This is a genomic window from Acidovorax sp. SRB_24 (assembly GCF_012931925.1).
This window is the reverse complement of the sequence record NZ_MWOM01000026.1, coordinates 1-17057: the sequence shown is the minus strand read 5'-3', so window position 1 is coordinate 17057 and position 17057 is coordinate 1. Positions and strand designations below refer to the sequence as shown.

Sequence of the window (17057 nt, the reverse complement as noted above, 5' to 3'; positions counted from 1 at the left end):
GCCAGCACCAGGCGCTGGAACTGCCCGGCCGGGCCGCTCGAGGCCATCCACACCGGCGTGCCATAGGGAATGCTCTGCCGGTCCACGGCGATCGAGCGGCCCGGCGTGAGCGCCACGCCCTGCGCGCCCTTGGGGCCGAACTGCGCGTCCAGCCCGTCGAGCGGCTCTTCGCGGAAGAACACATAGCGCGGGTTGCTCCACAGCAGCTCGTTCACGCGGCCCGGGTTGGCCGAGATCCAGGCGCTGATGCCGGGCCAGGTGGCGTCGCGCACCAAGCCCTGGTCGAGCAGCCAGCGGCCGACGCTCTTGTAGGGCTGCTCGTTGGTGCCGGCAAACGCCAGGCGCACCAAGCGCGTGCTGCCGTCGGGCTCGGTGATGCGCAGCCGCCCCGACCCCTGGATGTGCAGCACCATGGCGTCGACCGGGTCGGCCAGCCAGGCGATCGCGCGGCCAGCGAGCTGCGCCTGCGCCTCGGGCAGGGTGTCAATCTGCTGGCGCGTGTACCAGGGCTTGCGCGCCGCCAGGCCCGCGGGCACGCGGTATAGCGGCACGGTGTAGCCCTTGCCCGGCTGGCGCGCGGCGTCGAGCTGCGGCTCGTAGTAGCCGGTCAGCAGGCCATCGGCGCTGCCGCTGGCGGCTTCGACGCGGTAGGGCTGCAGGCGCGCGAACATCCAGGCGCGCTGCTCGTCGGCGCTGCCCAGGCTCAGGCGGCGCACCTGCGGGCACAGCGGCGCAAAGGCCGGCGGCGGGCGCTCGCAGCTGCGCACCCAGGCGTTCCAGGCCTCGTGCAGGGCGTCCTCCGAAAACCCGGGCAGGTCCTCCCAGCGCACCGGCACCCAGCGGCTGCCGGGCTGGGCGATGGGCGCAGCGCCAACGGCGCCGCTGTCCGCGGGCGGCGCGGCGCTGGGCACGGCAGGCGCGGCGGGTCCGGCGGTGGGCAGCGGGGTGGTGGAGCAGGCGGCCAGCGTTCCTACAATCAGGGCTGTTACGGCATGGCGCAGGAGTGCAAGTTTCATGGGTCTGATTTTGCTTGAAGCGCTGTTGGCGCTCGTGGTTCTGGTGCTGATCGTCTGGTGGACGATGTTTTCGGGGCGCAAGGGCGGCGAGCTCAAGGCCCCGCCCCCGACCGAGGACCAGCGCCTGCCGCCGCCCTGAGCGGCGGGCGATGCGGGCTTGTCCTACAACCGAGTGGCTTACATGCCGATACTTCAGTTGTAACAACGCTTCGCATAATCGGCGCAGGGGGCTGCCGGGAGGGCGGACCCTTCCACCTACAAGGAGTATTCCTATGCGCAAACACATCGTCTTGGGCGCCGCAGCAGCGGCATTGCTGATCACCGGCTGCGCCGACATGAACATGTCGGACACCCAGCGCCGCACCGCCACCGGCGCCGGCGTGGGCGCGCTGGCCGGCGCGGTGCTGAGCTCGGCCACCGGCGGCAAGGCCGGCACGGGCGCCATCGCCGGCGCAGCGGTGGGGGGCATTGGCACCTACATCTGGTCGCAGAACATGGAGCGCCAGAAGCGCGAGATGGAGCAGGCCGCGCAGGGCACGGGCGTCGCGGTGTCGCAGACTGCCGACAACCAGCTCAAGCTCGACATCCCGAGCGACATCTCGTTTGACGTCGGCCGCTCCGACATCAAGGGCAACTTTGCCCCGGTCCTCGACCGCTTTGCCGCCAGCCTGCGCAACAACCCGGCCACCGATGTGCGCATCGTCGGCCACACCGACAACACCGGCAGCGATGCGATCAACAACCCGCTCTCCGTGGAGCGCGCCAACAGCACGCGCAACTACCTCACGGCACGCGGCGTCAACGGCTCGCGCGTCCAGGTCGAAGGCCAGGGCTCGTACCAGCCCATCGCCAGCAACAACACGGCAGACGGCCGCTCGCGCAACCGCCGCGTCGAAATCTTCGTGGGTGAACGCCCGCGCTGAGATCGCCCGCGCGACACCACGGCCCGCCGCGGGCATCAGTGGCTGTCGCGCAGCAGGTTGGCCAGTTCGACGGCCGACTTGACCTGCATCTTGTCGAACACGCGCGCACGGTGCACTTCCACTGTGCGCACGCTGATGTCGAGCTGATCGGCAATCAGCTTGTTGGGCAAGCCCTCGACCACGCAGCCCATGACGGCGCGCTCGCGCTCGGTCAGGTCGGCCAAGCGCGCGCGCAGGTCGTCGCGCGCATGCAGCTGGGCCATGTGCTGGGCCGACAGCGCCAGCGCCTGCTCCACGCGGTCGACCAGGACGTTGTCCGAGAACGGTTTTTCGCAGAAGTCGAACGCGCCGCGCTTGACCGTGTCGACGGCGGTGGGCACATCGGCATGGCCGGTCAGGAAAATCACCGGCATGGCGGCCACCGCACCGCGCTCCACCAAGGCATCGAACAAGGCCAGGCCGCTCATGCCCGGCATGCGCACATCGAGCAGCAGGCAGCACGGGGAGCGCTGCGGCGTGCGCTGCGCCATGCTGGCCTCGAACGCCTCGGCGCTGTCAAACGATTCGCTGGGCAGGCGGCGCGAGCGCAGCAGCCACGCCAGTGCCTCGCGCACGCTGGCGTCGTCGTCGACGATGAATACGGTGGCGTCGGTGATGGGTTGCATGGTCAATGCGTCTCTGGCGCGGGCCTGGCGAACGGGAGGGTAAAGGTAAAGACCGTACCACGCGGCGTGTGCGGGCCGTAGCCCAGAAACCCGCCGTGCTGCTCGACCACCGTGCGGCACAGGCTCAGGCCCAGGCCCATGCCTTCGGGGCGTGTCGTGAAAAATGGCGTGAACAGCTGCCGCGCAGTGTCGTCCGTGATGCCGCTGCCGCAGTCGGCCACCGAAAACTCCAGCCAACCGCTGTGCGCGTTCGATCCGGCGCGGCGCACCCGGATGTCCAGCACGCGCACGGCGATGGCCGGATCGTCCATGGCCTGCATGGCATTGCGCGTGAGGTTGAGCAGCACCTGCTCGACCATGATGCGGTCGCACAGCACCGGCTGCAGGCCCGGCTCCAGCGCCACCTGCACGCGCACGCCGAGCTTGCGCGCCTGCAGGTGCACCAGCGGCAGCACGTCGCCCAGCAGTTCCTGCGCGGGCACGGCTTCGCGCGCCTGGTCGCGCCGGCGCACGAAGTCGTGCACGCTCTTGATGACCCGGCCGGCACGTTCGGCCTGGTGGGCAATGCGCTGCATGGCCGTGCGCGCGTCCTGCAGGCCCGCCTGCAGGGCGGCGCTGTCGCTGCCCGGCCCCACTTCCAGCAGGTTCAGGGTTCCGGTGGCATAGCTGGAGATGGCCGCCAGCGGCTGGTTGAGTTCGTGGCTCAGCAGCGAGGCCATCTCGCCCACCGTCGCCAGGCGCGCGGTGGCCTGCAGGCGCTCCTGCGAGGCGCGCGAGAGCTCTTCGACCCGGCGCTGCTCGCTGATGTCGATGAAGGCGCTCATCCAGCCCGTGTGCTGGCCCACGGCGTTGATGAGCGGCGCCTCGATGATGAGCACGGGAAAGCGCGTGCCGTCCTTGCGCATGAACACCGAGTCGAAGCCTTCGCGCGGCGGCGCGGTGCCGGCCAGCCGCACCGCCTGGCGGTGCCAATACTCTTCCGCCAGTTCGGGCGGCCAATAGGGCGCCTGCGAGCTCTGGCCCAGCAGCTCCGCCGGGCTGAACCCCACCATCTCGCAAAAGGCCGGATTCACGTAGGTGATGCGCCCCTGCAGGTCGCGCGCACGCAGGCCGGTGACGAGCGAATCCTCCATGGCCTTGCGGAACGCCAGCGCGTCGCCCAGCTCGCGCTCGGCGCTGAGGCGCCGGCGGTTGTCGCGCACCAGCATCGCGACCACGGTGACGAGGGCGATCGACATCGCGGTCACCAGCGCCGTGAGCACGTTCGGGAACAGGCTGGGGGCGGCGTGCCAGCCGTCCAAGCGCAGCACCAGGGTGTTGCCGGGCAGGTCGAGCAGCTGCTGCGCGGTGAACATGCGCGTGCCGCGCCGCGCCGCGCCCACCATCGCCAGGCGGGTGCCATCGGCTTCGGTGAACGACACTTCCTGGCGACGCGTCAGGTTGTGGCCCACCAATTCGGTCAGCATGTTCTGCAGTGAATAGGTGACCACTAGGTAGCCGCCGGCGCGCCCCGCGGTGGACAGCGGCAGGCACAGCTCCATCATCTCCACGCCCAGGCCCGCGCCCTGCGGCTGGAAGTAGCTGCTGGAGTAGGCCGCGCCGCTCAGGCGCCCCGCGTTGGCACATGCCAGGGCCGTGTCCGAATGCGCGCCGTCGCTGTTGCCGCGCTCGCCTCGGGTCGGGAAGAACGGGCTCTGGGCCTGCGCCTGTACGTTCAGCGCCCTGTCGCGCCATTCGATGCCGACCAGCTCACGGTGCTCGCGCAGCAGGGCGCCCGCCTGCACCTGCCACTGCGACCCGCCCGGGGCCAGCCCCTGCAGGGCCTGGATGTTTTGCAGGTTGCGCGCCAGCGCGGTCCGCAGGTCTGCCACCGCATCGGCGGTATCGCGTTCGAGCTGGCTCTGCACCACGCTGGCCTCGTAGCGCCCCGCCAGCCACACGACGGTGACCAGCATGGCGGCCACCAGCGCCACCAGCAGCGTCCACAGCGACCAGCGCCGCCACGCGCCCTGCCAACGGCGCCACGCCCAACGGACCACGGCCGCTTTCACAAGACGCGGTGCGCCAGCGCCGGCAGCTGTGCACGCACCTGCTGCAAACGCCCCGCGTCGACCGTCCCGACCACCACGCCCGGGCCCTGTGCCTGCACGGCCAGCACGTCGCCCCAGGGATCGACCAGCATGCTGTGGCCCCAGGTGCGGCGCCCGTTCTCGTGCACGCCGCCCTGGGCCGGCGCCAGCACATAGGCCTGGTTCTCCACCGCGCGCGCGCGCAGCAGCAGCTCCCAGTGGGCTTGGCCCGTGGGAACGGTGAAGGCGCTGGGCACGAGCAGCAGGTCGGCGCCGGCGCGCGCGTGGCTGCGGAACAGCTCGGGAAAGCGCAGGTCGTAGCACACGCTCAACCCGACGCACCACGCCCGCCCGTCGCGCGCCGCCAGGCGAAATTGCACTGGCGCATCGCCCGCCTCGATGGCCCGGCCCTCGTCGTACTGCTCGCGCCCGTTGTCGAAGCGAAACAGGTGGATCTTGTCGTAGCGTGCCACGCACTCGCCCGCCGGCGAATACACCAGCGAGGTGTTGCGCACGCGCTGCGCGTCCGCACAGGCCATGGGCAGCGTTCCGCCCACCAGCCACAGGTTCAGAGCGCGCGCAATGTGGGCCAAAAAGTGCTGCACGGGCCCTTCGCCGAGGGTTTCGGCCAGCGCCAGCTTGTCGGTGTCGCGCATGCCCATGGCGCAAAAATATTCGGGCAGCACCGCCAGCTCGGCGCCTTCGGCGGCGGCGCGCTCGAGCAGGCCGCGCGCCGCCGCCAAGTTGTCAGCCACACGCGGGCCTGAAACCATTTGCACTGCAGCCACTTTCATGACGGATCTCCAGGTGGGTGGGGGGTGCGGACCGGCGCCGCCGCCGCGGGTTCAGGCGGCGCCGCGGCGCCCGCATTGTCGGAGCGGCCGCGCCGCGGCAGGCGCTGCACGCGCGGGTCGGCCCAGGTGCCGTCGATGCGGAACTCCTGGGTGGCCGCCGCGATCAGCGGGCCGCGCAGGAACACCTGCGCCAGGAAGCTGCCCAGCCCGATCACCGGGTTGATGGCGGTGGCCACGAGGGACGCCGTCATCGCATTGATCTCGGGCACCACGACGACGTGCAAATCCTGCGTCTCGTGCGCGATGTCGGCGCGCCCCTCCATCAGCACGGCCGCATTGACGCCTTTCATCTGCAGGTTGTTGGTGGTCGCGACACCGTGGTCGATGCGCACATCGCCGCGCACGAAGTCGAAGGCAAACCCGTCGCTGAAGACATCGCGGAAGTCGAGCGTGAGGCGGCGCGGCAGCGACTGCAGGCTCAGCACGCCCAGCAGCTTGGCCAGCCCCGGATCGGCCTTGAGGAACTGGCCCGCCTCCACGTCCAGGTGGACCTGGCCGGTCATTGAGGGGTAGTCGAGGCTGAGCGGCGCGCCCTGCCAGGCGACCTGTCCCTGCAGCCGCCCCTTGCCACGGCGCACCACGTCGGCCATGCCGAAACGGCGCAGCAGTTCGCCCGAGTCCCGGATGTCCAGCTGGAAGTCGAGCAGCGTGCGCCGCTGCGGCGTGCGCGCCGCGCCCGGCGCCGGCAACGCGGCATGGAGCAGGGCCCAGCTGCCGCTGGCCGTGAGCGTGGCCTCGGGCGTGTCCATGTTGAACTTGCTCAGCCGCCACTCGCGCTGCGCGCCGACGCCACCGCGGTTGAGGGCCTCGATTTCGAGACGGCCCCACTTGCGCCCGCGCAGCTCGAAGTCATCGACCACGATGTCCAGTGCCGGCAGGCTGCCCGGCGGCTCCTCCAGCAGGGCATCCACCTGCGAGGCCGCGCTCTGCGGCACCGTCAAGCGCGACAGCCGCGCAAACAGGCGCCCGGCGGGGCTGTCGGGTGTGCCGGCCTGGCGGTATTCCAGGTAGCCGTCGAGCTCGGTGGCGTCGAGGTTGGCGCGCCAGACCGTGCCTTCGCGCGAGCCCCCCACGGTCACCGCGTGCAGGCTGCGGCCCTGAAAGGCCAATTCGCGCGCCCGCAGCGCGAGCTGCGTGGGCAAATAATCCGAATGGGCCGCCGCCGCTGCCTCCGCGGCCGGCGCCGCAGCGGCGGCCTTGGGCAGCAGCACGGCTTCCCAGGCGTCGACATCGACCCGCTCCAGCTGGAGATTGGCGACGACGCCACGCGGCGGCAGCGGTGCGGTCTCGCCCGGCGGCAGGCCCATGGCGATGGCGCCGCGCAGCACCTGCGGCTGGGGACCGGAAAGATCGCGCACATACTGGACCGACCCCAGGCGCCCCAGGTCGAGCGTGAACAGGTCATGCAGCGGCGCGGCCTTGGCAGGGGGCGCCGCGGTGGCCAGGGCCTCGCGCGTGAGCTGGGTTTCAAAACGCACGGGCAGCGCGCTGTCGGCACTCTTGGCCAGGGGCGCGGGCAGCGCCAGCGCCAGACCCTGCAGCGTGGTGGCCACTTGCAGCTCGGGGACGCCCCGGCGCATCGCCAGGGCCACGGTGTACGGCGTGCTGCCCGAGGCCTTGTGCGCCAGCTGCGCCACCAAGCCCAGTTCGCTGGCCTGCTGCAGGCCTTCGGCCGTGGCCAGGCCCTGGGCACGCAACTGCAGCGCGCTCTCGCTCGCTGGCGCACCCGCCGGCAGCGCCCGCATGCCGCCTTCGAGCCGCACGTCGCCGCCGAGGGCACGGGCCTGCACGCCTTGCAGTGCAAAACCGCTCTCGGTGAACTGCACTGCGCCGCGCGCACGCGCCAGCAGCGGCGTGTCGGGCGTGATGCGCACGTCGTTGCCGGCCAGGGTGACGCTGCCGCGCACCTTCGCCGTGTGCAGTGCATCGATCGGCAGGCTCAGGTCCAGGCGCAGTTGGGCGTTGCCGCTGCCGCGGGCCTGGTCCAGCGCGTGGCCGGTCATCGCGCCCAGGGGCGAGCCCGACAGCACGCCCAGCAGTTCCGCCAGCGGCCCGCGCGCGTCGGCGCCCACCGACACCACGGTGTGCGACAGGTCGGGGATGTGGGCCTGGACCTTGCTCAGCTGCGTCTGGCGCGTGCCCGAGAAGGCCCCGCTGGCCCCGTTGACGCGCATGGACGAGCGCTCGAACACCAGTTCGCCGCCCAGTTGCGTCAGGGCGGGCCACGGCAGTTCGCCCGCCGTCTGCAGGCTGCGCGGGACAAAGGCGTAGGTCACGTCCTTGACCCGTGCGGCAATGCGGAATTCGCCCTGCCGCGGGTTGTCGAACGGCATGTCGTGCAGGTCGCCCTTGACGCGAAAGCGCACCGCGCTCGCCGTGCCCGCCACCACGGCGTCGCGCACGTAGTGGCGCGCGTCCGCCGGAATCTCCAGCGGAAGATAGCGGTGCACGCGCGCGCCATTGGCACGGTCGAGCGTGCCGGTCAGGTCGAGAACGCCCGGAAAACGCGAGCGGCTGCCCGAGCGTGCGGGGTCGCTGGTGTGCCAGGTGGCGCGCAGCTCGCCCTGCGCATCGGCATTGCCAAAGCGTGTGTCGCCGACCTGCACGGCGATGCGTTCGCCGTCCACCTGCCAGCGCACCTCGCTGCGCAGGTGGTCCAGCGGCAGCAGCGGGTCTTCGAACACGTGCGGCAGCACCAGCGCGCCGTCGGCGACCACCACCGTGGCCTTGCCGGCGGACTGCGTCAGGTCCACGTCCACCGTGGCGCCGCGCAAACCCAACGCGGGCGCCGGCATGCCCTGGCCTGCGGGCACCAGCGCATCGGCCAGGGCCAGCCCGGCCACCCGGCCGCGCAGCTGGTAGCCCTGCGGCGCATCCCAGGGTCCGCGCCAATGGGCCTCCACGGTTTCTACCAGGCCCCTGGGGGCATAGCCCTGCAAGAGGCCGTGGACGGCCTCCGTGAGCGGCAAGCGCGCGGCAATGCGCGCCAGCGCTGCCAGGTCCAGGCGATCGGCGTGGAATTCGCCCCGCTCGCGTTCGGGCTGGCCCTGGCCCTGGCCGGTGACCTGCAGGCGCAGGTTGCCCCCGGGCCAGCGCAGGCCGTCATCGGTCACGAACTGCAGCCCCTGCGTGAAAAATTCGAAACCGCCGAGCAGCCTGTGCCCCCCCAGACGCCCGTGCACCGACGGCAGCGCGAGCGGCTGCAGGTGCGCGCCCAGCGTGGCACTGACATCGGCCAGGGCGACATCGGCCACGCCGCCCACCGGTTGCCCGCGCTCCACATCCACCCAGGCCCGCAGGGCGCCGTGGCCGCGCTCCAGCGCAATGCCCAGATCGGCATGGGCGCGCAGGCGCGACAGGTCGACGCGCGCAAAGCTGCCAAACAGCTGGCCGCTCCAGCGCTGCCAATCGCCGCTGCGCGTGCTCAGCAGGGGTTGGCGAAACTGGCCGCTGACGGTGAAGCGTTCGCCCCACTCCGGCGGCGGCGTGGCGTCGATGCGCAGGCTGTGGCGCCAGCCGCGGTTGCGCAGCAGCAGATCCATCTGGCCCAGCGCCAGCGGCGGGGCGCCACGCAATTCGTCGGTCCAGCGCAAGGTGCCGCCGCGCACCACCACCTCGGTCTGGGCAAACAACCAGTCGGCGGCACTGGTGTCACCGGGCGCGGCCGGCGAGAACGGGAGCCCGGCGACCACAATGCGTCCGTCGCCAGTGCGGCGGACATCGAGTTCGGGGCTTTCGATGTAGAGCTGCTCGAAGCCCAGGCGCCACAGCGAGCGCGGCGACACGGCCAGGACCACGCGCGGCAGGCGCAGCGCCGCGCGGCCCTGGGCATCGAGCAAGGCGACGTCGCCGAGCTCGACCGCAGGGATCAACCCCTCGCTGCGCGCCGAGATCGAACCGATGCGCACCGGTACCCCCAGCGCGCGTGCGGCCAGGGTTTCCAGCGGAACGCGAAACTCCCCGATACGCGGCACAATCCAGCCGTGAAGCGCGCCCCAGCCGATAGCCAGCACCAGTGCCAGGGCCAGCAGCAAACCCAGAGACCACCGCGCCAGCCACGCCGCAGATTTGAGCAGGCGTGTGGGGTGGATCGGGGCTTCGTTCATGGCAGGCTTGGGGTGGCAAGAATTATCACCCGCAGCCGCTGTGCGGGTGGGCGCGTGCTGACGTTCTTGCACTTCCATGTCGTTTTACATGCGGCTCAGTCCCGCCGCGCAGGCCATGCAGACAGCCCTTCTTGACAGCACCGACGCCGCCTCCGGCCCCGCTTCGCATTCGCGCTTTTTCCAGCGCCTGCACCGCCGCTACAGCACGCACCTGGCCCTGCTGCCCGACGGCGTTCCGGTGCGCCCCACCATGGAACAGGCACTCGCGCGCCTGACCGAGGCCGGGCACGACACCGGCACGGCGCTGCGCATCCTGCGCCAGCTGGTGATGGAGCGGCTGCTGCGCCTGGACTGCGATGCCCAGGCACCGCTGGCGGCCGTCACCCAGGCCGTGACGGAGCTGGCCGAACTGGCGCTGGACCGCGCCTGCCAGCAGGCCCGCGCCGACCTCGACGCCCGCCATGGCACGCCGCGCGGCCCGCAGGGGCAGAGCGTGCAGATGTGGGTCATCGGCATGGGCAAGCTCGGCGCGCGCGAGCTCAATGTGTCGAGCGACATCGACCTGATCTACGTCTACGAGCACGATGGCGACACCGAGGGCACGCCCGACGGACGCGGGCGCCTCTCGAACCACGAATACTTCGCGCGCGCCGTCAAAGCCATCTACAGCCTGATCGGCGACACCACCGAGCACGGCTTCGTGTTCCGCGTCGATCTGGCGCTGCGCCCCAACGGCAACTCGGGGCCGCCCGCGATTTCACTGGCGGCGCTGGAGGAATACATGCAGACGCAGGGGCGCGAATGGGAGCGCTTTGCCTGGCTCAAGAGCCGCGTGGTCGCCCCCCTGAGCTGCATCGCCAGCCCCCAGGTCCAGGCGCTGCGCGGCGTGGTCCTGCCCTTCGTGTTCCGCCGCTACCTCGACTACAGCGTCTTCGACGCCCTGCGCGCACTGCACCGGCAGATCCGCGACCATGCGGCCAAGCGCAGCGCCGGCCACCCCGAGCGCGCCAACGACGTCAAGCTCTCGCGCGGCGGCATCCGCGAGATCGAATTCACCGTGCAGCTGCTGCAGGTGGTGCGCGGCGGCCAGTTTCCCGAGCTGCGCCGACGCCCCACGCTCGAAGCCCTGGCGCGCTTGGCGCAGGCCGGGCTGATGCCGGCCGAGACCGCGCAGGCGCTGGCCGAGGCCTACACCTTTCTGCGCCGCGTCGAGCACCGCATCCAGTACCTGGACGACCAGCAGACCCATGTGCTGCCCACGCGCGACGACGACCTGGCCTGGATTGCCCACACTTTGGGCTACGCCGATTGCTGCGCCTTCCTGCACCAGCTCGACGCCCACCGCGAGCTGGTGGCCCAGGAGTTCGACACCCTGCTGGGCGGCAATGGCCAGAAACAATGCCAGGGCGGCGGCTGCGCTGGCCGCCAGTCCGGCAGCGCCGCCCCCACCGAACTGGAGACGCTGCTCGATCAGTTGCCACCGCTGTTGCGCGAGCGTGTCGCCGAATGGCGCACCCACCCGCGCGTGGGTGCGCTGCGCGAGGAGGCGCGCGCGCGCCTGTTCCGGCTGGTGCAGCGCACCGCCCAGTGGCTGCGCGAAGGGCACGCGAGCGAAGAAGCTGCCGTGCGCCTTATCAACTGGCTTGAGCCGCTGCTGCGCCGCGAAAGCTATCTGGCCTTGCTGCTGGAGCGCCCGGCCGTGCACGAGCAGCTGCTGCACCTGCTGGGCGCCGCGCGCTGGCCTGCGCGCTACCTGCTCCAGCACCCGGGGGTGATCGACGAGCTCGCCGGCCCTGCGCTGCTGTCCGAACGCTTCCACGCAGCCGACTTCGAGCGCGACCTGCAGCGGCGCCTGGCCTCGCTGCGCTCCACCCAGGAAGACGACGACGAAACCCTGCTCAACCTGCTGCGCCGCGCCCACCACGCCGAGGTGTTCCGCACCCTGGCCCGCGACGTGGAAGGGCGCCTGACGGTCGAGCAGGTGGCCGACGACCTCAGCGCCCTGGCCGACAGCGTGCTGCGCGTGACCGCACGCTGGTGCTGGAGTCGCCTCAAGAGCCGCCACCGCGATCCGCCGCAGTTCGCGATCATTGGGTACGGCAAGCTCGGCGGCAAGGAGCTCGGCTACGGCAGCGACCTGGACATCGTGTTCGTGTTCGACGAAGACGACGAGCGCGCCCCCGAGGTCTATGCCGCCTTCGTGCGCAAGCTCATCAACTGGCTGGCGGTTAAGACCGGCGAGGGCGACCTGTTCGAGATCGACACCGCGCTGCGCCCCAACGGCAACTCGGGCCTGTTGGTCACCAGCTTTGACGCTTATGCCAACTACCAGCAGCAGCGCGGCAGCAACACCGCCTGGACCTGGGAGCACCAGGCCATGACGCGCGCGCGCTTTGTGCTGGGCACGGAGGACCTGGCCACGCCCGCCACCGAGGGCGAGGCGCCCGCCCTGCCCGGCGGCGGCCTGGGGCTGCGCGCGCGCTTTGACGCCGTGCGCGAGGCCGTCATCAGCGCCCCGCGCGACCCTGCGGCGCTGCGCCAGGAGATCGTGGCCATGCGCGAACGCGTGCGCGCCGCCCACGCGGTGCGCAGCGAGCGCTTTGACGTCAAGCACAGCCCCGGCGGCATGGTCGATGCCGAGTTCGCCGTGCAGTACCTGGTGCTGGCCCACTCGGCCGCGCACCGCGAGCTGCTGGGCAACGTCGGCAACATCGCGCTGCTGCAGCGCGCCGAGCAGACCGGCCTGCTGCCGGCCGGCGTCGGCAACGCCGCCGCCGACGCCTACCGCCGGCTGCGCAGCGTGCAGCACAAGGCGCGCCTGGACGAGGCCTCGCTCGAAGTCGACCCCGCCACGCTGCTGGCCGAGCGCGGCGCGGTGCTGGCTTTGTGGGCCGCGGTGTTTGGCGCCGGCGCGGTGCCTTGAACAGGCCCCGATTTCCCCCCGCTGTGCCGGCCTTCACAGGCCTGCGGCCCGGGATAATTCAGCGACCGCCATGAACCTTCTGCCCCTCAACATCGACAGCCTCCAGCTGGGCCAGCCGCTGCCCTTCGTGCTGCGCGGCGCCAGCGGCGCCGTGCTCGCGCACAAAGGCTACGTCATCCGCACGCGGGCCGAGCTCGACGCCCTGGTGCGGCGCGGCGTCGACCTGTGCGTGGACACCGACGAGTCGGGCGACAGCCACCGTGCCTACCTGGCGCAGCTGCAGCGCATGCTGCTGTCGCAAAAACCGCTGGGCCAGATCGCATCGATGCAGATCGCGGCCACCGCGCAGGCGGCCAGCGCCGCGCCAGGCCAGGTCCTGCCCGACTGGTCCGAACTGCAGCTGCACGCCACGCAGCTGCTGCGCTCGCCGCAGCGCAGCGACTTCGGCGCCCGTTTCACGGCGCTGCATACAAGCCTGGCACAGCGCTGCCGGCAGACCCCCGACGCCAGCTTGCTGGCGCTGGTGTACCTCTCGGCCCAGGAGACCGACCTGTACAGCGCCACGCACGGCCTGCTGGTGGCCTGCGTCGGCATGGTCGTGGCGCGCGCCACGCTGCAGTGGAGCGAGGCCCAGGTGCTGCGCGTGGGCAGCGCGGCGCTGAGCATGAACATCGCCATGACCGGGCTGCAGGACCAGCTGGCCCAGCAAGCGGCGCCGCTGGATATGCAGCAGATCGCCGCCGTGGAGAGCCACGCGCTGCGCTCCGAGGGCCTGCTGCGCGAGCTCGGCGTGAACGACCCGGTGTGGCTGGAGGCGGTGCGCTTGCACCACCACCGCTCGCCCGGGCCCCTGGCGGCCAAGAGCGAAGCGCAGCAGCTGGCGCGGCTGCTCCAGCGCACCGACATTTTTGCCGCGCGCATGGCGCCGCGCGCCGCGCGCGCACCGATGCCGGTGACGGCCGCGATGCAGGCCTGCTATTACGACGAGTCGCAACAGGTCGACGAGGCCGGCGCCGCCATCGTCAAGACGCTCGGCATCTACCCGCCCGGCGCCTTTGTGCGCCTGGCCAGCCACGAGGTCGGCGTGGTGCTCAAGCGCGGCGCCACGGCCACCACGCCGCGCGTGGCGGTGCTGCTCAACCGCGAGGGCCTGCCCACCGGCGAGATGATCCCGCGCGACACGGCGCAGGCGGCCTGGAAAATCACCGGGGCCGTCGCGCAGCGCGATGTGCGCGTCAACCTGTCACTCGACCGCCTGCTGGCCATGGTCTGACGCGCGGGCGCGGGCGTGGCCGCGGCCGGCGCCAGCGGGCCGAAACTGGTTACTCCTTTCGATGTTTTGCAACCCCGCCGTGTCGGAACTTCTGCAAAAATTCCCGGTCGACCAACCGTGGGATGCGTGGCGTCCCCACCGTTTTCTTGTTGCGATGCCTTTGGGCTCTGTGCCCAACTGAAAATCCCGGAGTGCTCCTCCTCCCTCCCTCTCTTCTTCACTTCGGGACGCATCGCAGCATTTTTCTTCCACCGCCTGCACCCCAGGGCCAGCAGGGGCTGCGCCCGCCGCTTCAGGCGGGCCGGGTCTCCGCAAAGCTCGGCCGCTGGGCCAGCTTGTCGGCCAGGCGCGCGAGGTTCGGGTGCTCGGCACGCCAGGCTATCTGCGGAAATCGAAAATCCAGCCATTCGAGCGCACAGCCCACGGCAATGTCGGCCAGGCTCAGGTGGATGCCGCTGCAAAATGGCTTGTCGCCCAGTCCCTGCGCCATGGCGCGCAGCCCGGCGTCGACCTTGCCCAGTTGCCGATCGATCCAGGCTTGGCTGCGCTCGCTCTCGGTGCGGCCGGCGAATGTCTGCTCCAGGCGCACCAGAATGGCCGCATCGAGCACGCCGTCGGCCAGGGCTTCCCAGGTCTTGATGTCGGCGCGCTCGCGCCCCTGCTGCGCAATCAGCTTGCCCACGGGCGAGAGCGTGTCCAGGTATTCGACGATGACCCGCGAATCGAACACCGCCTCACCGCCCTCCATCACCAGGCACGGCACCTTGCCCAGCGGATTGGATGCGGCGATCGCCGTGTCCTGGTCCCAGACGTTGTCGAGCACGAAGGCGTAGTCGAGCTTTTTCTCGGCCATCACCACGCGCACTTTCCGCACGTAAGGGCTGGTGGTCGTTCCAATCAGTTTCATAGTGTTTCTTCTCGTGCTCGGGGCCACGGCGGCGCTGGGGCGCTGATTCTAGCCAGACCGCGCCGGGCCGCAGCGGCACCTACAATCGGCGCCCATGAGCCTCTCGACCCTTAACGCCCTGTCGCCGCTGGACGGCCGCTACGCCGCCAAACTCTCCACCCTGCGCCCCATCATGAGCGAGCACGGCTACATGCACCGGCGCGTGCAAGTCGAGGTCGCTTGGTTCATCGCGCTCTCCGACGCCGGCTTTGCCGAGTTCAAACCGCTGACCACGGGCGCGCGCGCCTACCTGCTGGGCCTGGTGAAGAACTTCTCCGAGGCCGACTGCGCCGCCATCAAGGAGTTCGAGCGCACCACGAACCACGACGTCAAGGCGGTCGAATACTGGATCAAGAGCAAGTTCGAGGCCCGCCCCGAGCTCGAAAAGGCCGCCGAGTTCGTGCACTTCGCCTGCACCAGCGAAGACATCAACAACACCAGCCACGCGCTGCAGCTGCGCGCCGGCCGCGACCAGGTCGTGCTGCCGGGCCTGGACCGCATCGTGCTCAAGCTGCGCGAGATGGCCCACCTGCACGCCGCCGTGCCCATGCTCAGCCGCACGCACGGCCAGACGGCCAGCCCCACGACCGTGGGCAAAGAGCTGGCCAACGTGGTGGTGCGCCTGCAGGCCGCCTGCGACCGCATCGCCGCCGTGAAGATCATGGCCAAGATGAACGGCGCCGTGGGCAACTACAACGCCCACCTGTCGGCCTGGCCCGATTTCGACTGGGAAACTTTTAGCAAGCACGTCGTTGAAACCCACGAGCCCATGGGCCTGGGTTTGACGTTCCAGCCTTACAGCATCCAGATCGAGCCGCACGACTACATGGCCGAGCTGTTCGACGCCGTGGCGCGCGCCAACACCATCCTGATCGACCTCGCGCGCGACATCTGGGGCTATGTGAGCCTGGGCTACTTCAAGCAGCGTCTGAAGGCCGGCGAGATCGGCTCGTCGACCATGCCGCACAAGGTCAACCCGATCGACTTCGAGAACGCCGAAGGCAACCTGGGACTGGCCAACGCGCTGCTCAAGCACCTGTCGGAGAAGCTGCCGATCAGCCGCTGGCAGCGCGACCTGACCGACAGCACGGTGCTGCGCAACATCGGTGTGGCGCTGGGCTACGCCACGCTGGCCTACAGCTCGCTGCTCACTGGCCTGAACAAGCTCGAACTCAACGAGCAGGCGCTGGCGGGCGACCTCGACGCCGCCTGGGAGGTGCTGGCCGAGCCGATCCAGACCGTGATGCGCCGCTATGGCGTGCAGGGCGCCTACGAAAAGCTCAAGGAAGTCACGCGCGGCCAGACCGTCACGGCCGCCGACCTGCACGGCCTGATCCGCTCGCTCGACATCCCCGAGGCCGAGAAAACCCGCCTGCTGGCCATGACGCCGGGCAGCTACACCGGCATGGCGGCGGAGCTGGCGCGCCGAGTATAAAAATCATAGCTGCCAGCGCTTGCTGTGTGGCTTTTTCCGATATCTAGAGCTGCCAAAGCAAGCAAGGACTTGCGTTGGCAGCTCTTATTTTTGATAGACCATGGCCATCAAATCCACCATCTTCAAGGCGAACCTGCAGATCGCCGACATCGACCACGGCTACTACGCCGACCACGCGCTGACCCTGGCGCGCCACCCCAGCGAGACCGACGAACGCATGATGGTGCGGCTGGCCGCGCTGGCCCTCCACGCGCACGCGCTGCAGGACACCTGCCACGGTGACGGCACGCTGGCGTTCGGCGCCGGCCTGTCCGACCCGGACGACCCGGACGCCTCGCTGACCGACTTCACCGGCCGCAAGCGCCTGTGGATCGAGGTCGGCCAGCCCGAGGACAAGCCGCTCACCAAGGCCTGCAGCAAGGCCGATGCGGTGGTGGCCTACGCCTTCCACCACGCCGCCGAGGTCTGGTGGAAGGGCATCGAAACCAAGCTCTCGCGCCTGGAAAAGCTGCAGGTCTGGCGCATCCCGTCCGAAGCCTCGCAGCAGCTCGCGCAGCTGGCCGAGCGCAGCATGCAGCTGCAGGCCACGGTGCAGGAGGGCGCGCTCACGCTCAGCAGCACGCAGGGCAGCGTGCACCTGGAGCCAGTGCGCTGGAAGTAAGAAATCAGGCAAATTGGCCGCAAACGCCTGCTGGACAAGCGCTGGCAGCTATCAAAATAAACGTTACCGCGGCATCAGCGCGCCGCAGTGCCAGCACTGCTCGAAGCCGCCTTCAACGGTTTCGCCGCAGCGGCAGTGCCACAGGCGCTGGGGCAGGTGGTGCAGGTCGTCGAGCAGCGTGCGCGC

General features: G+C 70.4%; 12 protein-coding genes and 1 pseudogene. 6 read left to right on the top strand and 7 right to left on the bottom strand.

Going from position 1 to position 17057, the window contains the following annotated elements:
• The coding region (locus tag B2J89_RS11055; RefSeq protein WP_169169162.1) for an MltA domain-containing protein at window positions 1–1082 on the bottom strand (1082 nt) is incomplete at its 3' end.
• Between B2J89_RS11055 and B2J89_RS11050 the strand changes: the two genes are divergently transcribed.
• Window positions 1015–1155 carry a hypothetical protein gene (locus B2J89_RS11050; RefSeq protein WP_169169132.1) on the top strand — a complete coding sequence of 47 codons (141 nt, stop codon included), beginning with the start codon at window positions 1015–1017 and terminating at the stop codon, window positions 1153–1155. The genes B2J89_RS11055 and B2J89_RS11050 overlap by 68 nt on opposite strands.
• 133 nt (window positions 1156–1288) lie before the next feature.
• Complete coding sequence (locus B2J89_RS11045; protein ID WP_169169131.1) at window positions 1289–1939, top strand: OmpA family protein; 651 nt, start codon at window positions 1289–1291, stop codon at window positions 1937–1939.
• 35 nt (window positions 1940–1974) lie between these two features.
• Here the strand turns inward: B2J89_RS11045 and B2J89_RS11040 are convergent, their stop codons facing one another.
• Genes B2J89_RS11040 through B2J89_RS11025 form a run of 4 tightly spaced genes read right to left on the bottom strand, consistent with a single transcriptional unit; the run spans window position 1975 to window position 9633 of the window.
• Window positions 1975–2604 (bottom strand): response regulator transcription factor, encoded by a 630-nt coding sequence (locus B2J89_RS11040; protein WP_169169130.1) that lies wholly within the window; start codon window positions 2602–2604, stop codon window positions 1975–1977.
• A gap of 2 nt (window positions 2605–2606) precedes the next feature.
• A complete protein-coding gene (locus tag B2J89_RS11035; protein ID WP_371809060.1) occupies window positions 2607–4643 on the bottom strand; it encodes a nitrogen regulation protein NR(II) in 2037 nt (678 codons plus the stop codon).
• An 8-nt stretch (window positions 4644–4651) separates the two neighbouring features.
• Window positions 4652–5467 carry a carbon-nitrogen hydrolase family protein gene (locus B2J89_RS11030; RefSeq protein WP_169169129.1) on the bottom strand — a complete coding sequence of 272 codons (816 nt, stop codon included), beginning with the start codon at window positions 5465–5467 and terminating at the stop codon, window positions 4652–4654.
• Entirely contained in the window at window positions 5464–9633 is a 4170-nt protein-coding gene (locus tag B2J89_RS11025) for a YhdP family protein (RefSeq protein ID WP_169169128.1), read from the bottom strand. The genes B2J89_RS11030 and B2J89_RS11025 overlap by 4 nt, the downstream gene beginning before the upstream one ends.
• Window positions 9634–9748: 115 nt before the next feature.
• Between B2J89_RS11025 and glnE the strand changes: the two genes are divergently transcribed.
• Together glnE and B2J89_RS11015 are read left to right on the top strand one after the other, a co-directional pair.
• A complete protein-coding gene (gene glnE / locus B2J89_RS11020) occupies window positions 9749–12556 on the top strand; it encodes a bifunctional [glutamate--ammonia ligase]-adenylyl-L-tyrosine phosphorylase/[glutamate--ammonia-ligase] adenylyltransferase (RefSeq protein WP_169169160.1) in 2808 nt (935 codons plus the stop codon).
• 70 nt (window positions 12557–12626) lie between these two features.
• Window positions 12627–13829, top strand: coding sequence for an HD-GYP domain-containing protein (locus tag B2J89_RS11015; protein ID WP_169169127.1), 1203 nt, complete (start codon window positions 12627–12629; stop codon window positions 13827–13829).
• Between the two features lie 292 nt (window positions 13830–14121).
• On the opposite strand, the gene B2J89_RS11010 is transcribed toward B2J89_RS11015, so the two are convergent.
• Window positions 14122–14736 carry a glutathione S-transferase N-terminal domain-containing protein gene (locus B2J89_RS11010; RefSeq protein ID WP_169169126.1) on the bottom strand — a complete coding sequence of 205 codons (615 nt, stop codon included), beginning with the start codon at window positions 14734–14736 and terminating at the stop codon, window positions 14122–14124.
• Window positions 14737–14830: 94 nt separating this feature from the next.
• On the opposite strand from B2J89_RS11010, the gene purB reads away from it, so the two are divergent.
• Together purB and B2J89_RS11000 are read left to right on the top strand one after the other, a co-directional pair.
• Window positions 14831–16210, top strand: coding sequence for an adenylosuccinate lyase (gene purB / locus B2J89_RS11005; RefSeq protein WP_169169125.1), 1380 nt, complete (start codon window positions 14831–14833; stop codon window positions 16208–16210).
• Window positions 16211–16310: 100 nt separating this feature from the next.
• The gene (locus tag B2J89_RS11000; protein ID WP_169169124.1) at window positions 16311–16871 is read left to right on the top strand and encodes a YaeQ family protein; all 561 of its coding nucleotides are present in this window, start codon (window positions 16311–16313) and stop codon (window positions 16869–16871) included.
• Window positions 16872–16934: 63 nt separating this feature from the next.
• Here B2J89_RS11000 and B2J89_RS22780 read toward each other — a convergent pair.
• A pseudogene (locus B2J89_RS22780) lies at window positions 16935–17057 on the bottom strand (DUF2007 domain-containing protein); the annotation flags it as partial.

Coding starts and splice junctions, on each gene's coding strand:
- B2J89_RS11050 (WP_169169132.1), top strand. CDS start 1,015: ATGGGTCTGATTTTGCTTGAAGCGCTGTTGGCGCTCGTGGTTCTGGTG.
- B2J89_RS11045 (WP_169169131.1), top strand. CDS start 1,289: ATGCGCAAACACATCGTCTTGGGCGCCGCAGCAGCGGCATTGCTGATC.
- B2J89_RS11040 (WP_169169130.1), bottom strand. CDS start 2,604: ATGCAACCCATCACCGACGCCACCGTATTCATCGTCGACGACGACGCC.
- B2J89_RS11030 (WP_169169129.1), bottom strand. CDS start 5,467: ATGAAAGTGGCTGCAGTGCAAATGGTTTCAGGCCCGCGTGTGGCTGAC.
- B2J89_RS11025 (WP_169169128.1), bottom strand. CDS start 9,633: ATGAACGAAGCCCCGATCCACCCCACACGCCTGCTCAAATCTGCGGCG.
- glnE (WP_169169160.1), top strand. CDS start 9,749: ATGCAGACAGCCCTTCTTGACAGCACCGACGCCGCCTCCGGCCCCGCT.
- B2J89_RS11015 (WP_169169127.1), top strand. CDS start 12,627: ATGAACCTTCTGCCCCTCAACATCGACAGCCTCCAGCTGGGCCAGCCG.
- B2J89_RS11010 (WP_169169126.1), bottom strand. CDS start 14,736: ATGAAACTGATTGGAACGACCACCAGCCCTTACGTGCGGAAAGTGCGC.
- purB (WP_169169125.1), top strand. CDS start 14,831: ATGAGCCTCTCGACCCTTAACGCCCTGTCGCCGCTGGACGGCCGCTAC.
- B2J89_RS11000 (WP_169169124.1), top strand. CDS start 16,311: ATGGCCATCAAATCCACCATCTTCAAGGCGAACCTGCAGATCGCCGAC.